24 protein-coding genes and 1 tRNA gene are annotated in these 26,073 nt (G+C 71.2%); 16 read left to right on the forward strand and 9 right to left on the reverse strand.

Annotated elements, in window-relative coordinates:
* Positions 1 to 11: 11 nt before the first annotated feature.
* Together ACFUO4_RS11495 and ACFUO4_RS11500 are read right to left on the reverse strand one after the other, a co-directional pair.
* Entirely contained in the window at positions 12 to 1,484 is a 1,473-nt protein-coding gene (locus ACFUO4_RS11495) for a beta-1,6-galactanase (protein ID WP_383482765.1), read from the reverse strand.
* A gap of 212 nt (positions 1,485 to 1,696) precedes the next feature.
* Positions 1,697 to 2,131, reverse strand: a complete 435-nt coding sequence (locus ACFUO4_RS11500; RefSeq protein ID WP_383482768.1) for a DUF3592 domain-containing protein — start codon at positions 2,129 to 2,131, stop codon at positions 1,697 to 1,699.
* A 147-nt stretch (positions 2,132 to 2,278) separates the two neighbouring features.
* Between ACFUO4_RS11500 and ACFUO4_RS11505 the strand changes: the two genes are divergently transcribed.
* Entirely contained in the window at positions 2,279 to 3,064 is a 786-nt protein-coding gene (locus ACFUO4_RS11505; RefSeq protein WP_383482771.1) for a class E sortase, read from the forward strand.
* A gap of 15 nt (positions 3,065 to 3,079) precedes the next feature.
* Here the strand turns inward: ACFUO4_RS11505 and ACFUO4_RS11510 are convergent, their stop codons facing one another.
* Positions 3,080 to 4,480: an MFS transporter gene (locus tag ACFUO4_RS11510; RefSeq protein ID WP_383482774.1), complete on the reverse strand. Its 1,401-nt coding sequence runs from the start codon at positions 4,478 to 4,480 to the stop codon at positions 3,080 to 3,082.
* A gap of 69 nt (positions 4,481 to 4,549) precedes the next feature.
* Here ACFUO4_RS11510 and ACFUO4_RS11515 point away from each other — a divergent pair, with 69 nt between their 5' ends.
* The 4 genes from ACFUO4_RS11515 (at position 4,550) to ACFUO4_RS11530 (ending at position 7,210) form a co-directional block, all read left to right on the forward strand.
* Complete coding sequence (locus ACFUO4_RS11515) at positions 4,550 to 5,077, forward strand: helix-turn-helix domain-containing protein (protein WP_079310495.1); 528 nt, start codon at positions 4,550 to 4,552, stop codon at positions 5,075 to 5,077.
* A gap of 46 nt (positions 5,078 to 5,123) precedes the next feature.
* Positions 5,124 to 5,432, forward strand: coding sequence for a DUF6412 domain-containing protein (locus tag ACFUO4_RS11520; RefSeq protein ID WP_383482777.1), 309 nt, complete (start codon positions 5,124 to 5,126; stop codon positions 5,430 to 5,432).
* 102 nt (positions 5,433 to 5,534) lie between these two features.
* Positions 5,535 to 6,221 (forward strand): YidC/Oxa1 family membrane protein insertase, encoded by a 687-nt coding sequence (locus ACFUO4_RS11525; protein ID WP_383482780.1) that lies wholly within the window; start codon positions 5,535 to 5,537, stop codon positions 6,219 to 6,221.
* Positions 6,222 to 6,352: 131 nt separating this feature from the next.
* A complete protein-coding gene (locus ACFUO4_RS11530; protein ID WP_079313107.1) occupies positions 6,353 to 7,210 on the forward strand; it encodes a fumarylacetoacetate hydrolase family protein in 858 nt (285 codons plus the stop codon).
* A gap of 78 nt (positions 7,211 to 7,288) precedes the next feature.
* On the opposite strand, the gene ACFUO4_RS11535 is transcribed toward ACFUO4_RS11530, so the two are convergent.
* Together ACFUO4_RS11535 and ACFUO4_RS11540 are read right to left on the reverse strand one after the other, a co-directional pair.
* Positions 7,289 to 7,798: a heme-degrading domain-containing protein gene (locus tag ACFUO4_RS11535; RefSeq protein WP_079313103.1), complete on the reverse strand. Its 510-nt coding sequence runs from the start codon at positions 7,796 to 7,798 to the stop codon at positions 7,289 to 7,291.
* The gene (locus ACFUO4_RS11540) at positions 7,795 to 8,916 is read right to left on the reverse strand and encodes a Gfo/Idh/MocA family oxidoreductase (RefSeq protein ID WP_383482784.1); all 1,122 of its coding nucleotides are present in this window, start codon (positions 8,914 to 8,916) and stop codon (positions 7,795 to 7,797) included. The genes ACFUO4_RS11535 and ACFUO4_RS11540 overlap by 4 nt, the downstream gene beginning before the upstream one ends.
* Before the next feature lie 48 nt (positions 8,917 to 8,964).
* Here ACFUO4_RS11540 and ACFUO4_RS11545 point away from each other — a divergent pair, with 48 nt between their 5' ends.
* From ACFUO4_RS11545 to ACFUO4_RS11565, 5 genes are all read left to right on the forward strand, one after another.
* Entirely contained in the window at positions 8,965 to 10,050 is a 1,086-nt protein-coding gene (locus ACFUO4_RS11545) for an ROK family protein (RefSeq protein ID WP_383482787.1), read from the forward strand.
* 145 nt (positions 10,051 to 10,195) lie between these two features.
* Positions 10,196 to 10,948 carry a hypothetical protein gene (locus tag ACFUO4_RS11550; RefSeq protein ID WP_383482790.1) on the forward strand — a complete coding sequence of 251 codons (753 nt, stop codon included), beginning with the start codon at positions 10,196 to 10,198 and terminating at the stop codon, positions 10,946 to 10,948.
* A 127-nt stretch (positions 10,949 to 11,075) separates the two neighbouring features.
* Complete coding sequence (locus tag ACFUO4_RS11555; RefSeq protein ID WP_059192018.1) at positions 11,076 to 11,855, forward strand: HAD-IIA family hydrolase; 780 nt, start codon at positions 11,076 to 11,078, stop codon at positions 11,853 to 11,855.
* 104 nt (positions 11,856 to 11,959) lie between these two features.
* Positions 11,960 to 12,502 (forward strand): hypothetical protein, encoded by a 543-nt coding sequence (locus ACFUO4_RS11560; protein WP_383482794.1) that lies wholly within the window; start codon positions 11,960 to 11,962, stop codon positions 12,500 to 12,502.
* Between the two features lie 6 nt (positions 12,503 to 12,508).
* Positions 12,509 to 13,189 carry a class F sortase gene (locus ACFUO4_RS11565; protein WP_079312931.1) on the forward strand — a complete coding sequence of 227 codons (681 nt, stop codon included), beginning with the start codon at positions 12,509 to 12,511 and terminating at the stop codon, positions 13,187 to 13,189.
* Between the two features lie 264 nt (positions 13,190 to 13,453).
* Here ACFUO4_RS11565 and ACFUO4_RS11570 read toward each other — a convergent pair whose 3' ends face one another.
* Entirely contained in the window at positions 13,454 to 14,260 is an 807-nt protein-coding gene (locus tag ACFUO4_RS11570; protein WP_383482798.1) for a GAF and ANTAR domain-containing protein, read from the reverse strand.
* A 164-nt stretch (positions 14,261 to 14,424) separates the two neighbouring features.
* Here ACFUO4_RS11570 and ACFUO4_RS11575 point away from each other — a divergent pair, with 164 nt between their 5' ends.
* Entirely contained in the window at positions 14,425 to 15,444 is a 1,020-nt protein-coding gene (locus ACFUO4_RS11575; RefSeq protein ID WP_079312935.1) for a glycoside hydrolase family 6 protein, read from the forward strand.
* Positions 15,445 to 15,504: 60 nt separating this feature from the next.
* Here ACFUO4_RS11575 and ACFUO4_RS11580 read toward each other — a convergent pair whose 3' ends face one another.
* The 3 genes from ACFUO4_RS11580 to ACFUO4_RS11590 form a co-directional block, all read right to left on the reverse strand.
* On the reverse strand, positions 15,505 to 17,442 hold the full coding sequence (locus ACFUO4_RS11580; protein WP_383482802.1) for a galactose oxidase-like domain-containing protein: 1,938 nt from the start codon (positions 17,440 to 17,442) through the stop codon (positions 15,505 to 15,507).
* Positions 17,439 to 19,451: a glycosyltransferase family 2 protein gene (locus ACFUO4_RS11585; RefSeq protein ID WP_383482806.1), complete on the reverse strand. Its 2,013-nt coding sequence runs from the start codon at positions 19,449 to 19,451 to the stop codon at positions 17,439 to 17,441. The genes ACFUO4_RS11580 and ACFUO4_RS11585 overlap by 4 nt, the downstream gene beginning before the upstream one ends.
* Before the next feature lie 528 nt (positions 19,452 to 19,979).
* Positions 19,980 to 20,053, reverse strand: a tRNA-Lys gene (locus ACFUO4_RS11590).
* 187 nt (positions 20,054 to 20,240) lie between these two features.
* On the opposite strand from ACFUO4_RS11590, the gene ACFUO4_RS11595 reads away from it, so the two are divergent.
* From ACFUO4_RS11595 to ACFUO4_RS11615, 5 genes are all read left to right on the forward strand, one after another.
* Positions 20,241 to 21,548, forward strand: a complete 1,308-nt coding sequence (locus tag ACFUO4_RS11595; RefSeq protein ID WP_383482809.1) for a peptidoglycan-binding protein — start codon at positions 20,241 to 20,243, stop codon at positions 21,546 to 21,548.
* Between the two features lie 190 nt (positions 21,549 to 21,738).
* The gene (locus ACFUO4_RS11600; protein WP_383482812.1) at positions 21,739 to 22,875 is read left to right on the forward strand and encodes an SPFH domain-containing protein; all 1,137 of its coding nucleotides are present in this window, start codon (positions 21,739 to 21,741) and stop codon (positions 22,873 to 22,875) included.
* 147 nt (positions 22,876 to 23,022) lie between these two features.
* Positions 23,023 to 23,628 carry a lytic polysaccharide monooxygenase gene (locus ACFUO4_RS11605; RefSeq protein WP_079313087.1) on the forward strand — a complete coding sequence of 202 codons (606 nt, stop codon included), beginning with the start codon at positions 23,023 to 23,025 and terminating at the stop codon, positions 23,626 to 23,628.
* A gap of 111 nt (positions 23,629 to 23,739) precedes the next feature.
* A complete protein-coding gene (locus ACFUO4_RS11610) occupies positions 23,740 to 24,261 on the forward strand; it encodes a hypothetical protein (protein WP_383482815.1) in 522 nt (173 codons plus the stop codon).
* 43 nt (positions 24,262 to 24,304) lie between these two features.
* Entirely contained in the window at positions 24,305 to 25,972 is a 1,668-nt protein-coding gene (locus ACFUO4_RS11615; RefSeq protein ID WP_383482818.1) for an AMP-binding protein, read from the forward strand.
* Positions 25,973 to 26,073: the final 101 nt, after the last annotated feature.

Below are 26,073 nucleotides of genomic sequence, written 5' to 3' on the forward strand. Positions count from 1 at the left end.
CCACACGCGGGCTAGATCGTCACCCCGTCGATCTGGATCGTCTGCACCGCCTTCGCCGCGAAGGGCACGGCCACCGTCTTTCCGCTCACGACGGTGTTGGAGTACGACACGTACTTGTCGCCGCCCGTCGTCACCGTGTTCCAGCGGGGCACCAGGCCGCCCGAGCCGCCCGTCACCGTGGTGAAGCGGGAGAGGTCGAAGGTCAGGGTCTGGGCGGAGGTGGAGGTGTTGAGGGCGACGATGACCAGGCGCTTGGCGGTGGCGTCGTAGGCCGCCGTCGCGTAGCTGACGCCCGTGTCGAGGATCCTCATCCCCGGGCGGATGTGGCGGCTGAACTGGGCCAGCACGTAGTACTTCGTCTCGATCGCGCCGGCCGTCAGGGTGCTCGCGTCGTACTTGATCACGCCCCAGCCGGCCGTCGGGTCCATGACCTGCCAGTAGACCCAGGCCGTCGGGTGCAGCCAGCGGAAGTCGTAGAGGAGGTTGAAGGCCATGGTGTAGCCGGTGCCGTCGCTGTCGCCGGTCTCCGAGTTCCAGAGTTTCTTGCCGGCGGTCGTCACCACGTCCGTGTAGAGCAGGTCGCGTCGGCCGCCCGAGCCCTGGTAGCCGTGGACGTTGACCTGGTCGACGTAGCCCTTCGTCGTGGAGCTGAAGGAGTTCCAGGTGGTGCGGGCGAGGTCGTAGCTGGTCTCGTCGGAGGCGGAGATCTTCACGCCCGACAGGCCGCGGCTGTTCAACTCGCTTCTGAGATAAGGCAGTACGGCCGCCTGGACCGTCGCGTCCATGTGGCAGCCCTCCTGCGTGCCGGTCGCCGTCCACCAGGACGACGAGGGCTCGTTGAAGGGGTCCACGGTCGCGAAGTTCACGCCCCAGTTGTTCTTGGCGCGGAGGGCGACCGAGGCGAGGTGGGACGCGTGCTGGCGGTAGTTCCAGGACTGGAGGTTGTTGCCGCCGTCCGAGGCGCCCGAGGGGTTGTGGTTCAGACACATCCACCACATGGGGGAGTTGGCGAAGAGCTCGGTGGTCGCGCCGCGGGCCACCGCCTTCGTCAGCATGGCGCGCTGGGTGGCGTCCGCGGTCCAGTCCCAGGCGGAGGACGTGGGGTCCTCGTTGTTCCAGTCCTGCCAGTAGCCCTCGATCTGCTTGAACGCGGGGATGTTGGGGGAGGCGACCATCGACGACCCGCTGACCGTGTTCCCGCTGCACGCGCCCAGGTTGTAGCGGGCGATGTTCAGGCCGAGGCCGGGGAGTGAAGTGCCGTTGTAGGTCGTGGACTTGGTGGTGAAGAAGAGGTCGGCGAAGTCGTCCCGGGCGCCGAAGACATTGGCCCACCAGGCCAGCGAGGTGCCCCAGCCTTCCCAAGTGCCGTACGAGGTACCAGGGTTGACGGTGATAGTGGCGTCGGCCCGTGCGGTGCCGGTCGCCAGGGCGCTGCCGAGGAGGGTGCCTCCTGCGGCTGTCAGCAGCGTTCTGCGTCGGATCATGGCTGTCTTCTCTCCGCCTCTCCGTGGGGCCGGACTTCCGCCCCTGAGCAGGAGCCCGCCTAAGACGTAGTGGCTCGCACCTCTCGCCCCCCGCGCGCCATCACGAAGCATCAGGGGTGACGCGTGGGGTTGTCGAGAGGTGAGACAGCGCTTTCTCTCACTCCGGCTTTCTATTTTTCCAATGGTTATGAGAAGGGGTGGAGGTAGTAGGGCTAATAGCCGTACCGGTACTCCGGCAGCAGCGTCGCGATCCGTATCAGCACCGCCGTCAGCGCGCCCGCCCACAGCAGCACGCCCAGCCACAGCCCGAACACGGCCGTCTTGTAGCGCTCCGACGTGTCCAGGGCCACGGTGTCGGGGGCGCCGGGGTTGTGGATGACGCCGACGACATTGCCCTCGGCGAAGCGGCGGGAGCCGGCCGCGACGGCGTGCTCGTGCTCCGTGCCCTTCTCGTCCGTCCAGCGGACCGTCGGGTGGCGATACGGGTCCGCCCCCGACCGGGAGGTCAGGTGGCCCGTCACCACACCCTCGGTACGGCGGCCGAGGCGGCGCAGCACGGTTTCGGTGATGGCGACTTCGGCTTGGCGGGCCATGAGGGCGAGGCCGCCGAGGAACGGGATCGCGGCCAGGAACCAGAGATTGCTCATGGCCGAAGAGCTTATGGGGCTGGTGACTTGGCGAAGCAGCGCTTATCGTGCGGGCCCGGTGCAGGTCAGGTGGGCCCCCGGACGGGCGAGCGGGCAGGTGGGCGCATGCGCATTCCCGTCGTACGGCAGTCTCGCGCAGGTGGGCGCATGCGCATTCCCGTCGTAGGGCAGTCGCGCATTGCCGTCGTACGGCACGACACCCGGCGTCGGCGTGCCCGACGGCGGCGGGTGGTGTGGGCGGGGGGTGAACTGCTCGTCACCGTAGGCGTGGTACTGCTGCTCCTCGTCGTGCACCAGCTGTGGTGGACCAACCGGGAGGCCCGGCGCGGCGCCGAGCGGAAGGTGGAGGCGCTGGAGCGGGAGTGGGGGACCGGGGGGCCGGCCGACGCTCCCGGTGCCGTGCCCGAGTCCGCGAGCTCGCACGCGCCGGAGGCCCCGGCCGCCCGTCGGCAGCCCATCACCCGCCCCGCTCGGCCCAGTTGGTCCCAGGCCTATGCCATCCTCACCATCCCCCGTCTCCACCTTCGTGTCCCCGTCGCCGAGGGCGTCGGCAAGCAGGCGGTGCTCGACAAGGGGTACGTCGGCCACTACCCCGGCACCCAACAGCCTGGCCAGGCCGGGAACTTCGCGCTCGCGGGGCACCGGAACACGCACGGGGAGCCGTTCCGCCACCTCAATCGGCTGGCCGCGCAGGACACCGTCCAGGTGGAGACCCGGACCGCGGTCTACACGTATGCCGTGGACCAGACCCTCGACCGGACCTCGGCCCGCGACTCGGGTGTCCTGAACCGCGTCCCGCGCTCCACGGTCCGTACGGCGTACGGCTACTCCGAGCCCGGCTACTACCTCACCCTCACCACCTGCACCCCGGAGTACACCTCCCGGTACCGGCTGGTGGTGTGGGCCAAGCTGACCTCCGTGCGCCCCCGCTGACCTTCGCCCCGCTCCCTACGCCCGCTCCCGCAACACCCCCAGCAACACCGCCGCCACGACCGCCAGCCCCGCCGACACCACCATCGCGATGTCCGCGCCCTGCGCCAGGCCGCCGCCCGTCGACGTCGACACCGCGATCGTCAGCGCGACGCCGGCGCACGAGCCGACGTAGCGGAACGTCTGCTGCGCGCCCGACCCCATGGCGGCCCGGGCCGCCGGCACCGACTCCACCGCGACCAGCGGGAGCGCGGCGTTGAGGAGGCCGCTGCCGATGCCGCCGAGGAGCAGGCCGGGCAGGAGGCGGGTCCAGGAGTGCGCGGAGAGGGCGCCGAGCATGGTCAGGACACCGGCCGCGTGCAGGGTGAAGCCGAGGGCGAGCTGGAGCCGGGGCGGGACGCGGCCGGCGAGGCGGCGGGCCTGGAGGGCCACCGCGAAGGAGAGACCGGACCAGAGCAGGAACAGCCAGGCCGTGTTCATCGCGGACATGCCGAGGGTCTGCTGGAGCAGCGCCGGCAGGAAGCTGAAGAGGCCGATCACCGCGAGGCCGGTGAACAGGCCGCCCGCGGAGGAGGCCAGGAAGGCGGGGCGGCGCAGCAGGCCGAGGTCGATCATCGGGGTTGCCGTACGGCGTTCCACCAGGGCGAAGGCGGCCACCAGCGCGACCGACGCCAGCAGCAACAGACCCACCGGGGCCCGTAGCCAGCCGTCCCGGCCCAGGGTGAGGGCCGCGATCAGGGCGACGAGGGCCAGCCCGAAGGTGAGGGCGCCGAGCACGTCGGGGCGGCCGGGGCGCGGGGCCTTGGACTCGGTGAGACCGCGACTGCCCAGGGCGGCCAGGAGCAGCGCCGCGGCGCCCAGCACGCCGTACGCCACCCGCCAGTCGGGCAGCGCCCCCGCGACCAGGGGGCCGACGGCTATGCCGCCGCTCACGAAGGCGCCCCACACGCCGGTCGCGCGCAGGCGGCCGTGCGGGGTCGGGAAGGCGTGCACGAGCAGGCCCAGGCTGCTGGCGAGCAGTCCCGCGCTGGCCGCGCCCTGGGCGATCCGGGCGAGCGTGAACTGCCAGGTCGTCGACGCGAACGCGCCGAGGAGCGTGGTCAGGCCCAGGGCGAGGGTGCCGGCGGTGAAGATCCGGCGGCGGCCGTGGTCGTCGGCGAGGCTGCCGGCCACCAGGAGGAGGGCGGCGAGGCCGAGCGGGGTGCCGTTGAGGAGCCAGGCCTGGGCGGAGAGCGGGGTGTGCAGGTCGGCGGCGGTCTCGGGGAGCGTGACCATCGGCGCGGTGTACGTCATCAGGGCGACGGCGGTGGCGGCGCTGGTCAGGGCGAGGGTGCGGCCGGGGTGGGGGACGGTCACCGGGGCGGCGGGAGCGGTTGTCACGGGGGAACCGGTTACGGTTCGTTCATTGAACCTAGCCATGTCGAGTACCCTAACAGAGTCGGTTCGGTCATTGAACTGACATGTCGCAAACTGGCTAAGGTGGGTGTCATGGCACTGGGCAAGGACTACGCGACGCAGGAATGCTCGATCGCCCGCGCGCTGGAGATCGTCGGCGAGCGCTGGACACTGCTCATCGTCCGCGACGCGCTCTACGGGGTGCGGCGCTACAACGACTTCCTCGTCCACCTCGGCATCCCGCGCGCCGTCCTGGCCGCCCGCCTCCAGACCCTCACCGAGGAGGGAATCCTGGAGAAGCGCCGCTACCAGGAGTCGCCGCCACGCGACGAGTACGTCATCACCGACCGCGGCATCGGACTGTGGCCCACCATCCGCTCGCTGGGCCGCTGGGGCCGCGAGCACTACGACGAGGCCCGGCTGCGCTGGTTCCGGCACGCGGACTGCGGCACCGAACTCGGGCCGTACGGCGAATGTCCCGCCTGCGGAACCCTCGTACCGGTCGAGGACGTTGTGATGGAGCCGGGACCCGGACTCGATCCGGACCCGGCGGATCCGGTCAGCCGTGCGCTGCTCAAGCCGAGGAGGCTTCTGCAGCCGCTCGAGACCGGTCAGGTATGACCGAGGGCGGCACACGCACAGCGCGCACAGACAGGGAGGGGCATCGGTGAACGGCAGTCCACGGCCCGCACCCGCCGTCGCGCTCCTCCTCCTGCTCCTCCAGCTCGCCGTCCTCGACACCGGCAGCCTCTCCGCCACGGTCGCGCTCGCCGCGACCGCCGCGGCCGGCTCCGCCCTCGCGCTCTGCACCCTCGCCGCCGCGCGCTGCGTTCCCGCCGTGCCGCCCACCCGGGTCCGTACGGCCATCAGGGACCGCGCCCGCCGTACGGCCTTCCTGCCCCAACGCGACCCCGACGCCCGGGGCCGCACCCGGCCCCGAGCCCCCGGACACGCCCTCCCGGCGACCGCCGTGTAGGGCCGCGCACCTCTCTCCGCCTGCCCTCGCGCGGGTCGTCATGCCGTTCCCGGCCATCCCCGGAACGTTCCGGCACCGACGAGACCCCCGGAGGGCTCACCCATGTCCGTCTTCGCCACCCTGGTCGAGCAGCTCGCCGACCTCCTCCACCCGCTGCTCGGCGCATCCGCCGCGGCCGGCGCGATCGTCCTGTTCACCGCGGTCGTACGACTCCTCGTCCACCCCCTGTCCCGGGCGGCGGCCCGCGGCCAGAAGGCCCGCACCGCACTCCAGCCGAAGATCGCCGAACTGCGGAAGAAGCACGCAAAGAACCCCGAGAAACTCCAGAAGGCGGTGCTGGAACTGCACGCCGAGGAAAAGGTGTCCCCGCTGTCCGGCTGCCTGCCGAGCCTGCTCCAGCTGCCCGCCTTCTTCCTCCTCTACCACCTGTTCTCCAACACCACGAACCCGCTGCTGACCCATGAACTCCTCGCCGCGCCCCTCGGCGGCCGCTGGGCCGACGCGCTCGGCGACGGCGGGCTGCTCGGGGGCGCGGGGCTGGTGTACGCGGCCCTCTTCGCACTCGTCGCGGTCGTCGCGGCGTTCAACTACCGGCGCGCCAAGCGCACGATGGTGATGCCGGTGGCCGACGGTCAGACCGTGCCGGGCATGGGCGCGATGACCAAGGTCATGCCGTTCATGTCCTTCTTCACGCTCTTCACCGTGGCGGTGGTGCCGCTGGCCGCCGCGCTCTACGTCGTGACCAGCACGACCTGGAGCGCGGTGGAGCGGGCCTTCCTGTATTGCTGACCGTCGAGGGGCGAGCCGGTCCAGTCCGTGAACCGGGTATTGCGGACTGGACGCCGACCTTGGAGGATCGACCAGTCATCCGATGGCTGCACCCGTCGGAGGGCGCATCGCGATCGAGGGAGACTGTGATCATGAAGCTGCTGCGAGTCGGTACGGCGGGAGCGGAGACGCCCGCGCTGCTCGACGGCGAGGGTGTCCTGCGGGACCTCTCCGGTGTCGTCCCCGACGTCGACGGAGCGCTGCTCGCCGACGCCGACGCGCTGGGCCGGATCCGGGCCGCGGCCGAGGCGGGCACGCTGCCCGCGCTGGACCCGACCGGGCTGCGGATCGGACCGCCGCTCGCCCGCATCGGCAAGATCGTCTGCATCGGCCTGAACTACCACGACCACGCCCGCGAGACCGGCGCCCAGCCGCCCGCCGAGCCGGTGATCTTCTTCAAGGCCGCCGACACCGTCGTCGGCCCGAACGACACGGTGCTCGTCCCTCGCGGGTCGGTGCAGACCGACTGGGAGGTCGAGCTGGCGGTCGTCATCGGGCGTACGGCCCGTTACGTCGAGTCGGCGGAGGCGGCGCTGGGGCATGTCGCCGGGTACGCGATCTCACACGACGTGTCCGAGCGGGAGTTCCAGCTCGAGCGCGGCGGCACGTGGGACAAGGGCAAGAACTGCGAGACGTTCAACCCGCTGGGGCCGTGGCTGGTGACGGCGGACGAGGTGCCCGACCCGCAGAACCTGTCGCTGAAGCTGTGGGTCAACGGGGAGCTGAAGCAGGACGGTACGACGGCCGAGCAGATCTTCCCGGTGGCGGAAGTGGTGCGGTACGTCAGCCAGTTCATGACCTTGTACCCCGGGGACGTCATCAACACGGGCACGCCTGCGGGTGTTGCGTTGGGGGCGCCTGATCCCAAGCCGTTCTTGAGGGCGGGGGATGTGGTGGAGCTGGAGATCGGGGGGCTTGGGCGGCAGCGGCAGGAACTGAAAGACGCCTAAGGGGGGCGGGGCGCGGGTGGACGGCGACTGCAAGCCGGATGTGGCTGGTCGCGCAGTTCCCCGCGCCCCTAGCGGCAGCTACTGGTCCTTGCTCAGGAACTCCTCCAGCGCCTCCACCACGAACTTGTGGTCCTGGAGCTGCGGCAGGCCGCTCACCGTCACCGCGCCGACGACACCCACGCCCTCCACCGTGATCGGGAACGAACCCCCGTGGGCCGCGTACTCGTCCGGGTCCAGGCGGGAGCTCTCCTCGAACGTCGTGCCCTTGGCGCGGAAGCGGGCGCCGACCAGGTAGGACGCGGAGTTGTAGCGTTCGACCACCCGGCGCTTGCGGTGGATCCAGGCGTCGTTGTCCGGGGCGGAGCCCGGCAGGGCGGCGTGGAAGAGCTGCTGGCCGGCGCGGTGGATGTCGATCGCGACCGGGGCCTGGCGCTCGCGGGCCAGCTCCACCAGCAGGGAGCCCAGCGCCCAGGCGTCGTCATGGGTGAACCGGCGGAAGACCAGGCGGCGTTCCTGGGCCTCCAACTCCTCGATCGGCGGGGTCAGTTCCGGATGGAACTTCGGGGTCAGCTCGGTGTTGTGCGTCACAGCTTCACCACCACTCCGTCGTGGGCCGAACGGCGGGCCGCCTCCAGTACGTCGAGGGCGGCGGCCGCCTCGGATGCGGTCACCGGGTTGGGACCGCCCTCCAGCAGGGCTTTCGCCACGGCCGCATAGTAAGCGGGGTAGTCACCGGCGAGGGTCGGTTCGACGCGTCCGCCGCCGGTCACCGGGGATTCCCCGGCGCCGACCCGGCCCCACAGCGACTCGGGTTCGAGCCCCCAGTCCTGGTCGGTGCCCGGCCGCCTGCCGTCCCGCAGGGCCGCCTCCTGGGGGTCGAGGCCGTACTTCACGTACCCCGCCTCGGAGCCCAGTACCCGGAAACGCGGGCCGAGTTGGGCGGTGGTCGCGGAGACGTAGAGGTGGGAGCGGACGCCGTTCGCGTGGGTGAGGGCGAGGAACGTGTCGTCGTCCACGGAGGCGCCGGCCCGCCGGATGTCCGCCTCGGCGTACACGGATGTCACGGGGCCGAAGAGGACGAGCGCCTGGTCGACGACATGGCTGCCGAGGTCGTAGAGCAGACCTCCGATCTCTGTCGGGTCGCCGGACTCCCGCCAGCCGCCCTTCGGCTGCGGCCGCCACCGCTCGAAGCGCGACTCGAAGCGCCATACGTCGCCCAGCGCGCCCTCGGCGAGGAGCTTGCGGAGCGTCAGGAAGTCGTTGTCCCAACGGCGGTTCTGGAAGACGGAGAGGAGCAGGCCCCGCTCCTCGGCCAGGGCCGCCAGTTCGCGCGCCTCGGCCGCCGTGCCGGCGACGGGCTTGTCGACGACGACCGGGAGACCGGCCTTCAGGGCGGTGGTGGCGAGCGCGACGTGCGTCTTGTTGGGGGACGCGATGACGATCAGGTCGAGCTCGTCGGCGCGGTCGAACAACTCGTCGGGGGTCGCGGCGACGCGTACGTCCGGGAACTCGGCGCGGGCCTGCTCCTGGCGCTCGGGGTTCGAGGTGACCACCGTGTCGAGGGCGAGGCCCTCGGTGGCCGCGATCAGCGGGGCGTGGAAGACGGAACCGGCGAGGCCGTATCCGATGAGGCCCACGCGCAGAGGGGTGCCGGGAGTGCCTGCGGCGCCCGGGGCGCCGGAGATGCCAGGAGTCGTACCAGTCATGACCCCCACTTTCGCAACGCTGTTGCCAAAGTGCAAGCACAGGCGACAATGGGGGGCGTGAACAGGACGAACGCCGGCGCCAACCTCCCGGCTCTGCGCAGCCACAACACCGCACTGGTGCTGGACCTGCTGCGCACCGCCGGTGGCGACGGCATCAGCCGGCTGGAGCTCGCCGAGCGCACCGGGCTGACCCCGCAGGCCGTCAGCAAGATCACCGGGCGGCTGCGGGAGGAGGGGCTCGCGGCGGAGGCGGGGCGCCGTGCGTCCACCGGGGGCAAGCCGCGCACGGTCCTGCGGCTGGTGCCCGAGGCCGGGCACGCGATCGGCGTCCATCTGGACCGGGACGAACTGCGGGCGGTCCTGGTCGATCTGGACGGGACCGTGGTGGGGGAGCGTTGCCTGCCGATGGACCTGGGCGCGGGGGCGGAGGCGGTCGTGGCGGGGGTGGCCCGGGCGGCGGAGGGGCTGGCCGGGGCGGTGGCGTCGGTGCTCGGGGTGGGGGTGGCGCTGCCGGGGCCGCTCGACCACGGGCGGGGGGTGCTGCACCGGGTCACGGGGTTTCCCGAGTGGGACGGATTCCCGCTGCGGGACGCGCTCGCGGCGCGGCTCGGGCTGCCGGTCGTCGTGGACAAGGACACCAACGCCGCCGCGCTGGGGCTGGCCGTCGCGGACGAAGGCACCTCCTTCGCCTATCTGCACCTCGGAACCGGGCTCGGCGCCGGGCTGGTGATCGGCGGGGCCGTGCACCGGGGGGCCAGGACCGGCGCGGGTGAGTTCGGCCATCAGGTGGTCCAGCTGGACGGGCCGGTGTGCGGGTGCGGCAACCGGGGCTGCATCGAGGCGCTGTGCCTGGGCGCGGTGCGGCGCGGGGACGTGGCGGAGGCGGCGCGGGTGCTGGGGGTCGGGGCCGCGAACCTCGTCGGGCTGCTGGACATCGATCTGGTCCTGCTGGGCGGACGTACGGTCGCCTCGGCGCCGGAGGAGTTCGCCGGCGGGGTGCGGGCGGTGCTGCGGGAGCGGGCCCGGGGCGAGGCGGCGGTGCCGGTGCGGATCGCTCCCGGCGGGGTGCGCGGGGTGGCGGAGGGCGCCGCTCAGCTGCTGCTGGCGCCGCTGTTCGGGAGGGCGGAGGGGTGACTTCGCGGGGTTCGGTCGCGCGTTGTCCGGGGTGGGCGGGCGGCTTGCTCCGGCCGGTCCGGCGCCCGCCGATCGGGCGGGATTCCTCTCCCGTGCGGTGCGGCACCCCTCGTAGACCACCCCCACCCGTCATGGTCATGTGTTCATGCGACTGTTCTCGTCCCTCGCCCTCCCCCTCGCCGCGACAGCCGCCCTCCTCCTCGCACCCCCCGCCCCCGCTCACGCCGCCCCCGTCTGCGACAGCCCCGACGACACCCGCGCCTTCCCCCTCACCACCCGCATCCACGGCGGCCCCGCCAGCTACGCACCCGGCGGCGGCTACGGCACCTGGAAGCTGGACCTCACCAACACCACCACCCGCACCTGCGCGGACATCCACCCGGTCGTCGTCCTCGTCGACAAGGAACGCGCCCTCAAGGCCTCGCAGCCCCGCCTGGAGTTCTACGAGGGCGACCGCCCCCGCCCCGTCCGCCTCGAGACCACCGACGAGGACGAACTCGTCGGCGCGTTCGGCGGCGCCGGCCTCACCGTGGGCCCCGGCAGGACCGTCACCGTCAAGGTCCGTCTCGCCCTCACCTCGGACGCCGTACCGAACGAGGTGACCGTCAACGCGGCCGTCGTCCAGCGCCATGACGACGACGGTGACTGGGTCGGCCAGTCCAACGACTACCGGTTCGCGATCGCCGACGACGACACGGGCGGCGACACCGGCGGCGACACCGGTACCGGTACCGGTACCGATCCGCAGGACCGGCCGGCGGCCGGCGACGACGGCCTTCCGTCCGTCGAGGAACTCGCCCGCACCGGCTTCGGCCCCGCGGGCCCCGCCCTCGCCGCCGCCACCGCGGCGCTCCTCGTCGTCGGAGCCGCGCTCCTCCTGGCCCGACGCCGCCGCTGACCGCGGAGGTACCGGGTGATCGGCGGGGTCAGGATCACGACTTCCTGATTAGGCTGAGGGGCGTCGGTACGCCGTGGTTCCGGCGCTTCCAGCCCGTCCCCGCACCATCGCCTGGAGTTCGAAGCACATGCCTGACCGCAAGCCCATCGATTCTTGGCTCACCGACATGGACGGCGTGCTCATCCACGAGGGCGTGCCGATCCCCGGCGCCGACGCCTTCCTGAAGAAGCTGCGCGAGTCCGGCAAGCCCTTCCTGGTGCTCACCAACAACTCCATCTACACCCCGCGCGACCTGCACGCGCGCCTGCGCCGCATGGGCCTGGACGTGCCGATCGAGTCCATCTGGACCTCGGCCCTGGCCACCGCCCAGTTCCTGGACGACCAGCGGCCGGGCGGCTCGGCGTACGTCATCGGCGAGGCCGGCCTGACCACCGCGCTGCACGACATCGGGTACATCCTCACCGACCACGAGCCCGACTACGTCGTCCTCGGCGAGACCCGGACGTACTCCTTCGAGGCCATGACCAAGGCGGTACGGCTCATTAACGCCGGCGCCCGCTTCATCTGCACCAACCCCGACGAGACCGGCCCCTCCACCGAGGGCCCGCTCCCGGCGACCGGGGCCGTGGCCGCCCTCATCACCAAGGCCACCGGCAAGCAGCCCTACTTCGCGGGCAAGCCCAACCCCCTGATGATGCGCACCGGTCTCAACGCGATCGGGGCCCACTCCGAGACCAGCGCGATGATCGGCGACCGCATGGACACCGACGTGCTGGCCGGCATGGAGGCCGGGATGCAGACGTTCCTCGTGCTGACCGGCCTGACCCGGCCGGAGCAGGTGGAGGACTTCCCGTACCGGCCGTCGAAGGTCGTGGACTCGATCGCGGACCTCGTCGACCGCGTCTGAAACGCCGGCCGCACCGGATCCACCCCGTACGGAGCAACGGCGGCCCCCTTGAGGATGCGGGGCCGCCGCGACGGGGGGAGTCTCCAGATATCTGGAGGTTCACGATGGGCTCACTACGCCTCACTCTCTGTGCCGGACTGCTCGGCGCCGTCTTCCTCACCCCGGCGGCCCACGCGGCGGACGGGGGCGGTGTCGCGGTCACCCCGTCGTCCCCCGCCCCCGGCACCGACGTCTCCCTGCGGGTGAGCGGCTGCGCGAGCAGCAGAACCGGTACGGCGGTCTCGGCGGCGTTCGTCGCCGAGGTACGGCTCGCCGGCGCCGACGGCACCCTCGTCGGCGAGACCCGGGTCCGCACCGAGCTCAAGGCCGGCAGCTACGACGTGAAGATCAGCTGCGGGGACGTCTCCCGCTCGGGCGCCCTCACCGTCGTGGAGGCACCCGGGCTGTCCTCGGAAGCACCCACGCAGCCCGCGCCGTACGCGTCCCCGGTCGCCCCCGTCCCCGCGGGCGGCGGCGGTACCGCGCAGCATCTCGCCTCCGCCGCCGGACCCGGCACCGCGCACGCCGTGACCGGGCTGGTGCTGGCCGGGGTCGCGGCGGGGGCGGTGGTGCTGCGCAGGTCCCGGCGGAGCCGCGGGAGCGACTGACCGGTCATGTCCGAGCACCACGACTCCGCCGAGCACGGCACCCGCACCGGCGGCCGGCTGCTGACCGGTGTGGCCTGGGCGGTGCTGCTCCTCGGGCTGTGGCTGTGGGGGCGCGAGGTCACCGACGTACGGAACGGGATATCCGCGCCCACCACCGGCGACGTGGCCGCGGTCGGCCGCCCGCCCGGCGTCGAGCTGCCGCCCGCCGTGCCCCCGCTCGGCGCCGCCAGCCCGCAGCGCATCGACATCCCCGGCCTCGGCGTGCAGGCCCCCGTGGTCGCCCGCGGGCTCGACCGGAACGGGGCGGTCGACCCGCCGCCGTACGACCAGGCGGGCGTCGTCGGCTGGTACGCGGCCGGCACCCGGCCCGGGGCGGCCGGGACCGCGCTGATGGTGGGACACGTGGACACCGAGACCCGGCCCGCCGTCTTCTACAAGCTCAGCAGCGTCAAGCCCGGTGAGACGGTCCGGGTGATCCGGGACGACGGCAAGGTCGCGGAGTTCACTGTCGACGACGTACAGGTCGTCGCCCGCGACCACTTCGACGCCCAACAGGCTTACGGGCCACGGCAGTCGGGGCGGGCCGAGCTCCGCCTGGTCACCTGCGGCGGCACCTTCGACCGGGCGAGCCGCAGCTACACGGCGAACGTGATCGTGTCGGCGTACCTCACGGGCACCGGTCTGTAGGAGGCGGGCACCTGGCCCGGTCGACGGCCCGCTCCCCCGAAGCCGCCGACCGGGCTGGTCCTCGACCGCGCGCGCACGGGCTGCGGGAGTAACCCGGCGTCCGACGCGGGAGGCTTGATCAGCCTGGGGTGAGTGGACGACAGGCCGGGGGCTGGGGCCTTGTGGGGAAGACTCTAGAACGGATGAGCGCCCGGGCCTAGAGGGTGACTGACGCCAGGTCATACGACGGCGGCGCTCTGTCATCCGCGCAGGTCGTGCCGGGTGCTACGAAGGTCCGCCGGGCGGCGGGCCGCCCGCCTCGCGCAACGCCGCGTCGTCGACGGCCCGTTCGATGACGGCGCTCGCCACCCGGTCCAGGGGCAGCCGGTGCCGTCGCGCGTACTGGCGCAGCGCCACGAACGCGTCGTCGGCCCGCACCCCCCACCGCTCCGCGAGCATGCCCTTGGCCTGCTCGATCCGGACCCGGCTGGAGAGCGCCTCCTGCAACTGCGCGGACAGGGTGCGGTACTGCGTGTACTCCCGGTGGTTGCGCAGCCCGACGGCGGCGGCGTCGGCGAGGGCCTGGGCGACCAGCACCTCGGCCGCGCAGCCGGGCGTCCCCTCCTCGGCCTCCGGGCCGGGCGAACCGGTCCGGTCGGGCAGCGTCGGCACGAACACGTTGAGCGCGCCGAGGAGCGTCCCGTGCCGGCGTAAGGGGACCGCGAAGGTCGCGACGATGTCGTGGCGCAGCGCCCGCTCGGTGAACTCGGGCCAGCGGGCGGCCGCGTGGGCCACCCGGATGGAGACGGGCGGCACCGGCTCGCCGGACTCGTAGCTGTCCAGGCAGGGCCCGCCGGCGTGCTGCGCCTGGAGCAGGTCCAGCGCCACCTCCTCGCGGCGGCTGCTCGCGGCGAACGACACCGCCTGCCCGGTGCCGACCAGCATGATCCCGGCGGCCCGGGCGGCCAGCAGCTCCACGCAGTGGTCGGAGACGCGGCGCAGATGCTCCCCGGCGTCGAAGCCGTCCGCGAGGGTGTCGGCCGCCTCCACGAGTGCCGCCGCCAGCCGGAGTTCCCGGGGGGTGTGGTGCATGACCGTGCCCTTCCTTCCCTGCCGGCCCGCCCTCGGGTCAGAGCGCGCCCACCTCGACGATGGGCGCTGTAACAGCTCCCCGACAAGGCTCGGGCGATCTCGTGTGCCCCACGCCACCTATGTCAGGATTGAGACTTGGACGAGTGCACCCGAGGGGGAGCTGGATGTACGGCAAGAGGGGGGCCGGTGCGAGGACGTCCGCGATGGCGCTGGGGGCGGCGCTGCTGATCGCGGGATGCTCCTCGTCCGGGGACAAGGACGATCCGGAGGACAGCTCCGGCGCCCGGATCACTCAACAGCCCAAGGGAACCGACCCGTTCTGGGTCAACCCGGACGGCAACGCGGCCCAGCAGGTCGCCGAGTACGAGAAGGCGGGCAAGAAGGCCGACGCCGAACAGATCCGCAAGATCGCCGAGCAGCCGACCGGCGAGTGGATCGGCCCGGAGAACCCCGAGCAGGAGGCCCGCGGCTTCACGGAGGCCGCCGCGAAGGCGGACCGCACGGCCCTGCTGGTCCTCTACAACATCCCGCACCGCGACTGCGGCCAGTACTCGCAAGGCGGCGCCGCCGACGGCAACGCCTACCGCTCCTGGATCGACGGCGTGGCCGCGGGCATCGGCGACCGCCCGGCGACGGTGATCCTGGAGCCGGACGCGGTCCTGCACCTGGTCGACGGCTGCACCCCGGGCGAGTTCCACGAGGAGCGCTACGACCTGCTGGGCGGCGCCATCGACAAGCTCAAGTCCCTGAAGAACACCAAGGTCTACCTGGACGCGGGCAACGCGGGCTGGGGCCACCCGGACCAGATCTTCGAGCCGCTGAAGTGGGCGGGCGTGGAGCGCGCCGACGGTTTCTCGGTCAACGTCTCCAACTTCTACTCCACCCAGGACTCCATCGCGTACGGCAAGCAGCTGTCGCAGAAGGTCGGCGGCAAGCCCTTCGTCATCGACACCAGCCGCAACGGCAACGGCCCGTACACCGAGGGCAAGGCCGACGAACGCTGGTGCAACCCGCCCGGCCGCGCCCTCGGCGAGACCCCGACGACGAAGACGGCGGACCCGCTCGTCGACGCGTACGTGTGGGTCAAGCGGCCGGGGGAGTCGGACGGCGAGTGCAAGGGCGGCCCGAAGGCCGGGCAATGGTGGGCGGAGTACGCGCTGGGCCTGGCGAAGGCGAGCAAGTAGCCCCTACGACGACGAGGGCGCCCACCGGTTAGCCGGCGGGCGCCCTCAACCACGTACGGACTAGGGAACCTTGACCCACTGCGCCTTGCTGGGCGTGCCCTGGTCGTCGTCGACGAACAGCATGTACCACCCCGACTGCACCAGGTTCCTGTTCTTCGGAACCGTCACCGTGATCTTGTCCCCGGACACCTTGTAGTCCAGCGCGATCGACCGCTGGTCCACATCCGTGACGTGCGTGGACGCGCTCGGCCGGATCAGCCGGACCTTCCTCACCGTCGAGGCGTGCTGGGAGGTGAACGTCCCCGAGTCGCCGCGCTCGATGGTCTGCGGACCGCCCGAGAGGGAGGGCCGCGAGTCCCGGTAGAGGTACGGCGGCGTGTAGATCTCGATGCGCTGCTCGAACTTGCCCGGCTTGGTGTTGGCCTTGTCGCTGTAGAGCGAGTCCGAGCCGAAGAACATCACCCGGCCGTCGGGCAGCAGCAGCGACCCGGAGTGGTAGTTCCGGCCCACCAGCGGGTCCGCCACCTGCTCGAAGGTGTTGGTGTCCGGGTGGTAGAGCCGCGCCTGGTGGATGTTGGAGTCGCCGCGCCCGCGGTAGTCCTCCGAGCCGCCCGACACCAGCACGGTGTCGTCGGGCAGGATCGAGGAGCTCGGGTAGCGGGTGCCCTTCTCCAGCGTCGGACCGTCCACGAACTTCGGGTTGTCGGCCTTCAGGTCGATGATCCGGGTCTTGTTGCTGGACTTGGCCGACTCGCCGACCCCGCCGCCGCCGACCACCATGAACTTCTCGTCCTGCGCGGGCGGCAGCAGCACGGTGCCGGAGGTCTCCATCAGCTTGGGGTCGCTGAGCCCGGGCAGCTTGGTGAACTTGTTGGTGTCGACGTCCCAGATGCCCGGGTCCCGGCCGACGTTGTCCGGTCCGTAGCCCGCGTTCGACCCCGAGTAGAAGACCTTGCCGTTCTGCATGAGGAACAGCGCGGGGTACGTCGGGAACTGCCGGACCTTGTCGAGGTAGGTCCACTTCCTGGTCTTCGGGTCGAAGACCTCGTTCTTGCCCGGCACCAGCTGGCCGATGTCGTCGAGGCCGGAGACGCTGAGGATCTTGCCGTCGCTCAGGGTGGTGAGCGTCGGGTACCAGCGGGCCTCGTTCATCGGGTCGACCTTGATGTACCGCTCGGCGACCGGGTCGAACTCGTAGGAGTCCCGGATGCCCTGGAAGTCCTTCTTGTCCAGGGCGAGCTTCTGGGCGATGCCGTAGGTGTTGCGCGCGTCGGTGCCGGCCAGCCCCTGGATGCGGTAGTTGTCCTGGGTGCCAGTCGCGTACTTCTCGCCGGACCTCTGCGCCTCCACGTACACCCGGTAGATGCCGGGGGTGTTGCCGAGGAACTTGCCGGTCGCCTTGTCGAAGTTCTTCTTCGCGCGCGGCACGATGATCGAGTCCTTGGACACGAACGTCTTGCCGTTCTCCTTGCCCGTGAACTTCGTTCCGGCGGGCAGCGTGATCGGCTTGTCCGGGTTCTCGTTGTGGACGATCATCAGGCCGCCGGCCTTGGTGACGTCACCCTTCAGCTTCTCGTACCGCTTGGTGCCGCCCGCGATCAGCAGATTGCCGTTGGCGAGCTGGGTGTGGCCGGTGCAGAACAGGTCGCTGGGGGTGGGCACCTTCTTGATGGTGCCCTTGACCGGGTCCCAGATCCGGGTGTCGAACTTCTTGGCGTCGAAGTTGTCCTGGTTGTTGCCGGAGCCCGCGACGAGCAGCACCTTGCCGGTGCGCAGCAGCGCCGCGTGGATGGTGTTCTGCCGGTACTCCTCGGGGAACTCGACGATGTCCCACTTGCCGTTCTCGGCTTTGTACTCCGGCTTGTTGATCTGGTACTGGTGGTATTTCTCGGTGCCGAAGCGGTACAGCCACGGCCCGTTCATCCCGGCCAGCGCGAGTACCACCACCGTGCCGATCGCGAGGCGACGGGCACGGCGGCGTCCAGCCTGGTCGTTCATTCCTTACGTCCCCCAAGTCCACCGAGGGCGATCTGCATCGTCTGATCGTTGCCCCCGTTGTCGGTGTTGCTCGTGTTGCTGGTGCTGCCCGTGCCGCCCGTGTTCGACGACGCCCAGGTCGGCTTCTGCGCCGGGGTGTGCGGAGACGTCGGCAGCGGCTGCGGCTGGTACTGCGCCTGCGCCGGTACGGCCGCCGGGTCCTGCGGCGGCGCCGCGGGCCGCTTCCTCTCCTGGCGTACGGTGAGCCGCCAGACGAAGATCGGGGTGGCGGTGATCAGCATGGCGAAGATGGCCCAGGTGATCATCGCGGGGTGCGAGTGGCCGTAGACGACGCCGGCGCCGATCGAGCCGCCGAAGATCGCGATGAAGTACCAGTGGTAGCGGAAGGTCGCGAACCAGCGGTCGGGGCTGGCCGACTCGCCCTTGGGGGTGACGACGAACTTGCTCTTGCGGCGCAGCGCGGAGTCGATCAGGGCCTTGGCGTACAGCGGCGCGGAGAGCGCGGACATCACCATGCCGGCCACGCCGCCGGAGCCCTCCGGCTCGTGCGGCGAGACGTTGTGGCGGCGGTTCCAGACGTAGAGGCCGATCTGGAGCGCGGAGGCGTTGCCGTAGAGCATCAGCCACACGGTCGGGTCGATGTTCACACCTGAGGCGCCCAGGCCGAGGAAGAGCGCGCAGCTGATGGCCGCGAGGATCCAGTTGAGGGCGGACATCGGGTAGAAGATGATCATCATCGTGTAGTTGAAGAGCTTGCCCGGGGGCAGCGAGAACCAGCCCTTCCAGTACTGCTTGAGGATCGTCTCGTACGTCCCTCGCGACCAGCGCATCTGCTGGGTGAAGAAGTCCGTCCAGGCGCTGGGCCCCTCACCGACGGCCAGGACGTCCGGCGTGTAGACCGAGCGCCACTTGCGGCCCGTCGCCGGGTTCTTGTGGCGGTGGATCTCGAAGCCGGTCGCCATGTCCTCGGTGATCGAGTCGTACAGGCCGCCGATCTGCTTGAGCGCCTTGATCCGTACCGCGTTTGACGTACCGACGAACATCGGGGCGCCGTAGTAGTTCCCGGCCCGCTGGATGAGGGCGTGGAAGAGGAACTGCTGGGACTCGGCGGCCTTGGTGACGAAGTTGTCGTAGTTGCCGTAGACCTGTGGGCCGATGACGAAGCCGATGTCCGGGTCGCGGAAGAAGCCGAGCATCCGCTCCAGGTAGTTGGGCAGCGGCACGTGGTCGGTGTCGACGGAGGCGAAGTAGTCGTAGTCGTCGCCGTGCGCGTCCAGCCAGGCGTTGTAGTTGCCGTGCTTGGTCTTGGCGCGGTGCGGGCCCTTGGCCTGGTTCCACTGCGGGACGCCCTTGCGGGAGAAGTGGTGCACGCCGAGCCGGGCGCAGACCTCCTTGACCTCGGGGTCGTCGCCCTCGTCGAGGAGCCACACATGCAGAAGGCCCCGGTGGCGCAGCTTGACCGCCGCCTCCAGGGTCTTCGTCACCATCTCCAGCGGCTCCTTGCCGGGCACGAAGGAGGTCAGGAAGGCGACTCTGGTGCCGGTCTCGGGCACCACCGGGACGGGGTCGCGGGCGACCAGGGTGGCGTGCGCGTTCGACAGCACGTTCATGCAGCGGAAGAACTCGATCAGGCCGATCGAGACGAGCATGACGATGTCGAGGGCCGGCAGGAAGTCGAAGGCGGGGTAGTCGCGTTCGGTCCAGTGCTCGGGCTGGAGCAGCCAGAACAGCAGGACCAGGGAGAGCACCGGCGCGGCGGCCAGCATCAGGGCGACTCGTATGCGGTGCGGCTCCTGGGAGATCAGCGAGCGGTACTGCACCTTGTACGGCTTGGTCGGATCCGGCTGGGTGAGGGGACCGGCGAGCCGGCTGTAGTGCTCGTAGTCATACTTCGGCAGCGTCTTCTTGATCCGGCGAAACGCACCCGTCCGGGTTTGTGAAGCCACCCTGAGCTGGGTGGTCTGAGACGGGTCGAAGTTCTGCCGGGCGCCCGTCGGCGTCGACGTCATGAGTCATCCCCCCACACGCGAGTGATCGCGTGCTGTGTCGGTTCCTTACGTCTGCTCGAGTCCCCCTCGACCTTCACAGACGTATCAGTGGTGGGCCGCAGTCACCACACTCTCCATACCGATAGACATGGAACCGCGACCTTCCGGTTGCATGATGCCCCCCTCGGCATCTCGTTATGAAACGGGGCCCCTCACCCCGCCAGCGTCGGCAACCGGCTCCCTACCCCCCAACTGCCGCGAATCCGCAGCATCTTGAAGAACCAGGTTTCTACGGTGCCAGTCATGATCGCAAGATGCGAAACGCGGTGTTTACCGGTCATACGCGTTCATTGTGGCCCGTGTGGGGAGGCTGTGGAGCCGTTGTGGACAGTGATGGGCGAAATGTTTGCCGATCCATACGGCCCCTGAGCCCGCCCGGTTCAAGGGGGCGTGAAGGTGTGTCCACCCGCACACGCCACACCCCGTCCGCCCCTGCTGTCCCGCTCAACACGAAAGCCCCCCGCGTGTGCGAGAGGCTTTCGTCGTCTGTGCGCCGCCAGGGACTCGAACCCCGGACCCGCTGATTAAGAGTCAGCTGCTCTAACCAACTGAGCTAGCGGCGCCTGCTGACCCGGAGAACTCTACCGGACGCCGGAGGGTGCTTCTGACCACCGGCGGGTGCTCCCACCTGGGGTGGAGCGGGGCGCGTACATCATTCGGACCGTCAACATGCGCGCCCGGAAGACAGTTGAGAAACTGACGAACGTGCACAATCGCGGACATTTCCATCTGGAGTGTGAGGGGAATCGCATGGAGACTCCGGGCTTCGACGAACCGGTGTTCGAGGAGTTCGATCCCGCGAGCGACTGCGACTGTCCCGGATGCGTTCACTGGAGGCGCGTACTGCCGCATTCCCGCACCGGCCGCCACCCGGCCGCCCACCGAGCCGTCGTCCTCGCCGCGACGGCCACCGCGGCGATCGCCGTGACCCAGGCGGCCCCCGCCTTCGCCGCCCCCCACGCCCCCGCCCACCCCGACCGCCCCCACGTTCCCGCAGGTGACGAGCCCGACACCCCCCAGGGCGGCAAGGCCCCGCTGCACGGCCCGGGCGGCAAACCCGCCGACGTCCAGGCCCCCGCCACCACCCGCGCCGCGATCATCACGCGGGCCAAGACCTGGGTCGCCGCGCAGGTGCCCTACAGCATGAGCGAGTACTGGTCCGACGGTTACCGGCAGGACTGCTCCGGCTTCGTCTCCATGGCCTGGAGCCTGCCCGGCAACGAGTGGACCGGCAGCCTCGACCAGTACGGCGTCCGGATCGCCAAGGACGACCTCCAGCCCGGCGACATCCTGCTGTTCCACAATCCGGCCGACCCCGAGAAGGGCTCGCACGTCGTCATCTTCGGCGGCTGGACCGACTACACGCACACCTACTACATCGCCTACGAGGAGACCCCGCCGCGCGCCCGCAAGCAGGCGACCCCGTACGCGTACTGGAGCAACTCGGCCCGCTACACCGCCTACCGCTACAAGGGCCTGGTGGCCGGCGCCCCAGGCGGCGACAAGCCGGCCGAGCCGCTCGACGAGCCGTACCCCGGCGCCGCGTACTTCGGTCCCGGCGCCAACAACAAGTACGTCACCCAGCTGGGCCGCATGCTCGTCGAGCGCGGCGCCGCCCGCTTCTACACCTCCGGCCCGGGACCCCGCTGGACGGACACCGACCGGCGGGCCACCCAGGCCTTCCAGCAGGCGCAGGGCTGGACCGGCCGGGACGCCGACGGGCTGCCGGGGCCGCAGACCTGGACGCTGCTGGTGACGGGCAAGGGCAACGACATCCGAACGGGCGCGGCGGGGCCGCCGGCACCCTCCTCGCACGGGGTGGCCGGCTACCCGGGGCGGGCGTCCTTCCGGCCCGGGGCGCACAACAAGTACGTCACCCTGCTCGGCGAGCAGCTGGTGAAGAAGGGGTTCGGCAAGTACTACACGACGGGTCCCGGTCCCCGCTGGGGCGAGGCGGACCGACGGGCCGTGGAGGCCTTCCAGCGCACCCAGGGCTGGCGGGGCGGCGCGGCGGACGGCTACCCGGGCCCGGAGACCTGGCGCCGGCTGTTCAAGTGACCTCAGCACCACCTGGCCCGCACCAGGCAACCCGCACCACCTGGCCCGCACCACGCAACCCGTATCACCTGGTCAGCACGACGTAGCCCGGACGACGTAACCCGCACCGCATCACCCGCTCCACATCACCCGCATCCCGCAACACCCACCCACTGTCATGACGCATCTGGCGCGGAGGCTGGAGGCACGCATGAGCACCACCACACCATCACCGTCCACGGAAGAACCCGAGGGACCGCCGACCGGGACCACCCCGGTCTCCCGGCCGGCCCGGCTCATCCAGAACGAGGCGACCACCGAGATCCCCGTTCATCTGCTGTTCCGCGACGACCCCGAGACCGGGGCCGTCCCGCTCAGTCCCGCGGTCGTCGGACGCCGCCAGGGCACCGGCGAGCAGCCCCGCTTCCGGCGCCCGGGCGGGCCCGCGCCGCGCCCCGCGCCCCAGGTCGACCCCGAGCTGGCCGAGCGCCCGGCGCGGGTGCTGCCGGGCTCGGCGGGGGTGCTCGCCGGTGCCTGCGGGGTGGCCGGCTGCGTGGCCACCTCCTGGTGGGCGGGCGCGCTGCCGACGCTCGCGGTGGAGGCGCTGCGGCTGCCGGAGTACGCGGGCGCCGGCCTCGGTCCGGTGCAGTGGGCGGCGTACGCGGGCGCGGGTGCCCTCGGTCTCTTCGGGTTTGGCGGGCTGGCCCGCGGGCGGACCGGGCGGGCCTGGGTGCTGGGGCTGTTCGGCCGCTACCGGGGCACGGTCCGGCGCACCGGCCTGATGTGGGTCAACCCGCTGCTGCTGCGCCGCCGGGTCGACGTACGGCTGCGGCACTGGCGCGGTGAGCCGTTGCCGGCCGCGGACGGCAACGGGGTCGCGCTGCGGGTGGTCGTGCTCGTGGTGTGGCGGGTGCGGGACACCGCGCGGGCCACGCTGGGCGTCGAGGACCACGAGAGCTATCTGCGCGAGTGCGTGGAGGCGGCGCTGGCACGGGTGCCGGTGGAGCTGCCGGGTTCGGCGCGGGCGTCCGTCGACGCGGCGACCGACGCGCTGACCCGGCTGGTCGCGACGGACGCGGCGCCGGTGGGCCTGGAGGTGTTCTCGGTGCAGCCGGTGCGGGTGGAGTACGCGCCCGAGGTCGCCGCCGCGATGCACCGCCGCCGGATCGCTGCGCTGGACGCCCAGCACCGGGCGACCGTGCTGACGTCGGTCGTGGACTCGGTGGAGGACACGGTGACCCGGCTGACCATGCGCGGTCTGGTGGAGCTGGACGACTACGAACGCAAGGCGCTGGTCAAGGACTTGACGGTGGCGTTCTGCGCGGGGCGGGGGGAGCAGGGGGCGTGACGGGTACCTGAGTCGACCCGTCGAACAGGTCCGCCGATTGGTATGGACATGTTCAAGCGTCAGCAATAATCTGGGACTTGGTCTAGACCTGCACGCCTCACTGAACCGCCTCACTGAACTTCCCCACGTTCTCCAGGGAGCGGCAGCATGCGCAAAAAGACCAAGTGGTACGCCGCCGTGCTGGGCCTCAGCACGGCCGGAGCCCTCGTGCTCTCCTCCGGCGGCGCCAGCGGACACGGCTACACCGACCTCCCCATCAGCAGGCAGAAGCTCTGCCAGAACGGCACCGTGACGAACTGCGGCGACATCCAGTGGGAGCCGCAGAGCGTCGAGGGTCCCAAGGGCTTCCCCGGCTCCGGGCCGGCCGACGGACAGATCTGCAACGGCGGCGTGAGCCGCTTCAGCCAGCTCAGCTCGCCCACCAAGCCGACGGGCGGCGCCTGGCCGACGACCAAGGTGACGGGCGGCCAGAGCTACACGTTCCGCTGGCAGTTCACCGCCATGCACGCCACCACCGACTTCAAGTACTACGTCACCAAGCCGGGCTGGAACCAGAACCACAACCTGGCCCGCTCCGACCTCAACCTCACCCCGTTCCTGACCGTCCCCTACAACGGTCAGCGCCCGCCGTCCACCCTCTCCCACAGCGGCACCCTGCCGTCCGGGCTGAGCGGTCACCACGTGATCCTCGCGGTGTGGACGATCGCCGACACCGGCAACGCGTTCTACGCCTGCTCGGACGTCACGTTCTGATTCTCTGAGCCTTGCTTGAGCTGGGCCGATGCTCCCCCGGGGTAGGTTCCCTCCACGCCGTCATGACCATGTCGGCGCTGAGGAGCAGTATCCGACCTCGGGGGAAGCACCATGGAGCTCTTCTTCTACCTCGCACCCAGCCTCATCCTGGCGCTGGTCTCGTTCCTCGCGTACCGCCTGCTGCGCCGTGCGGTGCAGATCCGCCGGGCCTGGAACAGCGGGCTGACGGCCGAGGCGCGCTGTCTGCGGACGTACACGACGACCCACGGTGGCGGCGGCGACACGTCGGTGAGCACCACGCTGCACCACGTCTACGAGTTCACCGCCCGCGACGGCCGTACCGTCCGCTTCGAGGAGGAGGACGGCCCGGGGACGGTCCTGGAGGGCGACTTCGTCACCGTGTACTACGCCGAGGGCGCCACCGTCATCGCCACGGCCAAAACCCCGCGCCGGACCGCGCTCGCCGCGTCCATGATCGGTGTGCTGGCGTTCCTCGGGTTGGTCGCGGGCTTCTGCATCGCGTTCATGATCACGTTCAACCAGATGTCGGACGAGTTCGGCTTCGGTTTCGGCGACGACGGGGGCGACACGACCAACACGGTCGTCGTGGACGGCGTGACGATGACCCCGTGACGACCCTCCTCATCTGAGGGCCCGTCAGCTACCGTGCGCGGCCATGGAGTCCAAGTCCAAGGCGTGCACGGTCGCGGAGCTCGTCGCGGGGCGGTGGGGTGATCACCGGCCCGGTCTGTGGTGCGAGGAGCGGACGCTCACCCATCACGAAGTGGCGGCGGGTGCGGCGGCCCGTGCGGCGCTGCTGGCGGAGCTGCTCCCGCCGGTGGGCGCGAACATCGGCGTCCTCCTCGACAACACCCCTGAATATCCGCTGTGGTTGAGCGCGGCGGCCCTCGCCCGCACGGCCGTCGCCGGCATCAACCCCACCCGCCGCGGCCCCGAACTGGCCCGGGACATCCTGCACACCGAGTGCCGCCTCCTGATCACGGACCGGACGTACACCCCGCTCCTCCAAGGCCTCGAACTCCCTGGTGTGCGCGTGCTGCTGACCGACTCCGAGGAGTACGAGGCCTTGCTCGCCCCGTACGCGGGCGCCCGCCCCGACCCCTACCGGGCCGACCCGCGCGACCGCCTCCTCCTCTACTTCACCTCGGGCTCCACGGGCGCCCCGAAGGCCGCGATCTGCTCCCAGGGCCGCCTGGCCGCGGCCGGGCGCTCGCTGGCCGGCCAGTTCGGGGTGCGGGCCGATGACGTGCACTACGTCTGCATGCCGATGTTCCACGGCAACGCGGTGATCGCCGACTGGGCGCCCGCGCTCGCGGCCGGGGCGGGGGTCGCGCTGCGGCGGCGGTTCTCGGCGTCGGGGTTCCTGGGGGACGTGCGGCGGTACGGGGCGACGTACTTCACGTATGTGGGCCGGGCCATCCAGTACGTCCTGGCGACCGAGGAGCGGGACGACGACCGGGACAACCCGCTCCGTACGGGCTTCGGCACGGAGGCGGGGGCGGTGGACGCGGCGGCCTTCGAGCGGCGGTTCGGAGTGCGGCTGATGGAGGGATACGGGTCCTCGGAGGGCGGGGCGGCGGTGCAGTGGTCGCCGGGGACGCCGGCGGGGGCGGTGGGGCGGGCGGGACCGGGGCTCGTCGTCCTCGACCCGGAGACGCGGGCCGAGTGCCCGGCGGCGGTGTTCGACGCGGCGGGGCGGCTGCTGAACGGGGACGAGGCGATAGGGGAGCTGGTCAACCGGGCCCCCAACCCCTTCGAGGGCTACTGGCGCAACCCGGAGGCGGAGCAGGAGCGGCGCAGGAACGGCTGGTACTGGACCGGCGACCTCTTCTGCCGGGACGCCGACGGATTCCTGTACTTCGCGGGCCGCGCGGACGACCGCATCCGGGTCGACGGGGAGAACCTGGCCGCCGCCATGATCGAGAACATCCTCGCGCGCTACGAGGGGGCCGGCGCCGTCGCGGTGTACGCGGTGCCGGATCCGGTGACCGGCGACCAGGTGATGGCGACGCTGGCGGGAAGCTTCGACGCGTCGGGCTTCACGGCCTTCCTGTCCGCCCAGCCCGACCTGGGCACGAAGATGGCACCCCGGTTCGTACGGGTCGTGGACCGGATGCCGGTGACGGCCACGAACAAGATCCACCGAGCCCTGCTGAGACGGGAGGGCGTCCACTGCGAGGACCCGGTGTGGTGGCGTCCCCCGGGCGAGACGACCTACCGCCCCCTGACCCAGGCCGACCCGCACAACATGGAAGGGCCTCCCGCTCCCACGAGAGGCCCTTCAGGAGTGCGCCGCCAGGGACTCGACCCCCGGACCCGCTGATGCTGCGTTCCCCGGGGGGCAACCCCCGGACCCCCGGCCGCCCGGCCCCGGCCGCCTCAGAATCCCAGCCGTCCCCGTGGCATACGTCGAAGGGCCCCTCG

It is taken from the genome of Streptomyces sp. NPDC057280 (assembly GCF_042668605.1).
Lineage (GTDB): Bacteria > Actinomycetota > Actinomycetes > Streptomycetales > Streptomycetaceae > Streptomyces.

What these genes read in the sequence shown, in the direction of transcription:
- ACFUO4_RS11495 (WP_383482765.1), bottom strand. Translation starts at nt 1,484, where the DNA reads ATGATCCGACGCAGAACGCTGCTGACAGCCGCAGGAGGCACCCTCCTC.
- ACFUO4_RS11500 (WP_383482768.1), bottom strand. Translation starts at nt 2,131, where the DNA reads ATGAGCAATCTCTGGTTCCTGGCCGCGATCCCGTTCCTCGGCGGCCTC.
- ACFUO4_RS11505 (WP_383482771.1), top strand. Translation starts at nt 2,279, where the DNA reads ATGCGCATTCCCGTCGTAGGGCAGTCGCGCATTGCCGTCGTACGGCAC.
- ACFUO4_RS11510 (WP_383482774.1), bottom strand. Translation starts at nt 4,480, where the DNA reads ATGGCTAGGTTCAATGAACGAACCGTAACCGGTTCCCCCGTGACAACC.
- ACFUO4_RS11515 (WP_079310495.1), top strand. Translation starts at nt 4,550, where the DNA reads ATGGCACTGGGCAAGGACTACGCGACGCAGGAATGCTCGATCGCCCGC.
- ACFUO4_RS11525 (WP_383482780.1), top strand. Translation starts at nt 5,535, where the DNA reads ATGTCCGTCTTCGCCACCCTGGTCGAGCAGCTCGCCGACCTCCTCCAC.
- ACFUO4_RS11530 (WP_079313107.1), top strand. Translation starts at nt 6,353, where the DNA reads ATGAAGCTGCTGCGAGTCGGTACGGCGGGAGCGGAGACGCCCGCGCTG.
- ACFUO4_RS11540 (WP_383482784.1), bottom strand. Translation starts at nt 8,916, where the DNA reads ATGACTGGTACGACTCCTGGCATCTCCGGCGCCCCGGGCGCCGCAGGC.
- ACFUO4_RS11545 (WP_383482787.1), top strand. Translation starts at nt 8,965, where the DNA reads ATGGGGGGCGTGAACAGGACGAACGCCGGCGCCAACCTCCCGGCTCTG.
- ACFUO4_RS11550 (WP_383482790.1), top strand. Translation starts at nt 10,196, where the DNA reads ATGCGACTGTTCTCGTCCCTCGCCCTCCCCCTCGCCGCGACAGCCGCC.
- ACFUO4_RS11555 (WP_059192018.1), top strand. Translation starts at nt 11,076, where the DNA reads ATGCCTGACCGCAAGCCCATCGATTCTTGGCTCACCGACATGGACGGC.
- ACFUO4_RS11560 (WP_383482794.1), top strand. Translation starts at nt 11,960, where the DNA reads ATGGGCTCACTACGCCTCACTCTCTGTGCCGGACTGCTCGGCGCCGTC.
- ACFUO4_RS11565 (WP_079312931.1), top strand. Translation starts at nt 12,509, where the DNA reads ATGTCCGAGCACCACGACTCCGCCGAGCACGGCACCCGCACCGGCGGC.
- ACFUO4_RS11570 (WP_383482798.1), bottom strand. Translation starts at nt 14,260, where the DNA reads ATGCACCACACCCCCCGGGAACTCCGGCTGGCGGCGGCACTCGTGGAG.
- ACFUO4_RS11575 (WP_079312935.1), top strand. Translation starts at nt 14,425, where the DNA reads ATGTACGGCAAGAGGGGGGCCGGTGCGAGGACGTCCGCGATGGCGCTG.
- ACFUO4_RS11580 (WP_383482802.1), bottom strand. Translation starts at nt 17,442, where the DNA reads ATGAACGACCAGGCTGGACGCCGCCGTGCCCGTCGCCTCGCGATCGGC.
- ACFUO4_RS11585 (WP_383482806.1), bottom strand. Translation starts at nt 19,451, where the DNA reads ATGACGTCGACGCCGACGGGCGCCCGGCAGAACTTCGACCCGTCTCAG.
- ACFUO4_RS11595 (WP_383482809.1), top strand. Translation starts at nt 20,241, where the DNA reads ATGGAGACTCCGGGCTTCGACGAACCGGTGTTCGAGGAGTTCGATCCC.
- ACFUO4_RS11600 (WP_383482812.1), top strand. Translation starts at nt 21,739, where the DNA reads ATGAGCACCACCACACCATCACCGTCCACGGAAGAACCCGAGGGACCG.
- ACFUO4_RS11605 (WP_079313087.1), top strand. Translation starts at nt 23,023, where the DNA reads ATGCGCAAAAAGACCAAGTGGTACGCCGCCGTGCTGGGCCTCAGCACG.
- ACFUO4_RS11610 (WP_383482815.1), top strand. Translation starts at nt 23,740, where the DNA reads ATGGAGCTCTTCTTCTACCTCGCACCCAGCCTCATCCTGGCGCTGGTC.
- ACFUO4_RS11615 (WP_383482818.1), top strand. Translation starts at nt 24,305, where the DNA reads ATGGAGTCCAAGTCCAAGGCGTGCACGGTCGCGGAGCTCGTCGCGGGG.